The organism is Micromonospora sp. M42 (assembly GCF_000568915.1).
GTDB lineage: Bacteria > Actinomycetota > Actinomycetes > Mycobacteriales > Micromonosporaceae > Micromonospora > Micromonospora chalcea.
On the sequence record NZ_KK037233.1, the window covers coordinates 6666209 to 6667539 of the forward strand.

Below are 1331 nucleotides of genomic sequence, written 5' to 3' on the forward strand. Positions count from 1 at the left end.
TGCGGCAACTGCCCGAGGGCACGGAGGGCTACGTCCTCACCGTGCACCGCCGCGAGCGTCATGTCCGGCCGGCTGGCGTACTCCTTCGGGCTGGAGGGGCCGGCCGTCACCATCGACACCGCCTGCTCCTCGTCGCTGGTCGCCCTGCACCTCGCCGGTCAGGCCCTGCGCGACGGTGAGTGCTCCCTCGCCGTGGCCGGCGGCGTCACAGTGCTGGCCACGCCGGGCGCCTTCGTCGAGTTCTCCCGCCAGCGGGGGCTCGCCTCCGACGGGCGGTGCAAGGCGTTCTCCGCCGACGCCGACGGGACCGGCTGGTCCGAGGGCGTCGCCATGTTGCTCGTCGAGAAGCTCTCCGACGCCCGGCGCAACGGGCACCCCGTCCTGGCGGTGATCCGGGGCAGCGCCGTCAACCAGGACGGCGCCAGCAGCGGGCTGACCGCCCCCAACGGCCCCGCGCAGCAGCGGGTGATCCGGCAGGCGCTGGAGAACGCCCGGCTCAGTCCGTCCGACGTGGACGCCGTCGAGGCGCACGGCACGGGCACCCGGCTCGGCGACCCGATCGAGGCGCAGGCGCTGCTGGCCACGTACGGGCAGGGCCGCCCCGCCGACCGCCCGCTGTGGCTGGGCTCGCTGAAGTCGAACATCGGCCACCCGCAGGCCGCGGCCGGCGCCGGCGGCGTCATCAAGATGGTGATGGCGATGCGGCACGGCGTGCTGCCGCCCACCCTGCACGTGGACCGGCCCTCACCGCACGTCGACTGGTCGACCGGCGCCGTGGCCCTGCTCGACGAGGCGCGCCCGTGGGCCGGCGGCGAGCACGTCCGCAGGGCGGGCGTGTCGTCCTTCGGCATGAGCGGCACGAACGCCCACCTGATCCTGGAGCAGTCGCCGACCCCCGACCCGGCCGGCGACCGCGCCACCCCGTCCCGCCGTCCCGCCGTCGTGCCCATGCTGCTCTCCGCCGCGCAGCCGGCCGCGCTCGCCGCGCAGGCGGACCGGCTGGCCCGTTGGCTCAGCGACGACGAGAAGCCGCGCCCGCTCGATGTCGCCTGGTCGTCGGTGGTGTCCCGCTCGACGCTCGACCGGCGTGCGGTGGTGCTCGCCGGGGACCGTGCGGGCCTGCTGACGGGCCTGGAGTCCCTGGCGGCGGGCGCGCCGTCGGGCACCGTGGTCACGGGCCAGGCCGGGGACCGCGGTCCGCTGGCGGTGCTCTTCTCCGGCCAGGGCGCGCAGCGCACCGGCATGGGCCGCGAGCTGTACGCCGAGTTCCCCGTCTTCGCCGCCGCCCTCGACGAGGCGTGCGGGCATCTCGACCGGGTGCTGCCGCGCCC

1 protein-coding gene is annotated in these 1331 nt (G+C 76.5%); it reads left to right on the top strand.

Annotated features, from left to right (window positions below; all coding sequences use genetic code 11):
- Positions 1–1331: beta-ketoacyl synthase N-terminal-like domain-containing protein (locus MCBG_RS30660; RefSeq protein WP_304413316.1), on the top strand; the 1331-nt coding region annotated here is incomplete at both ends.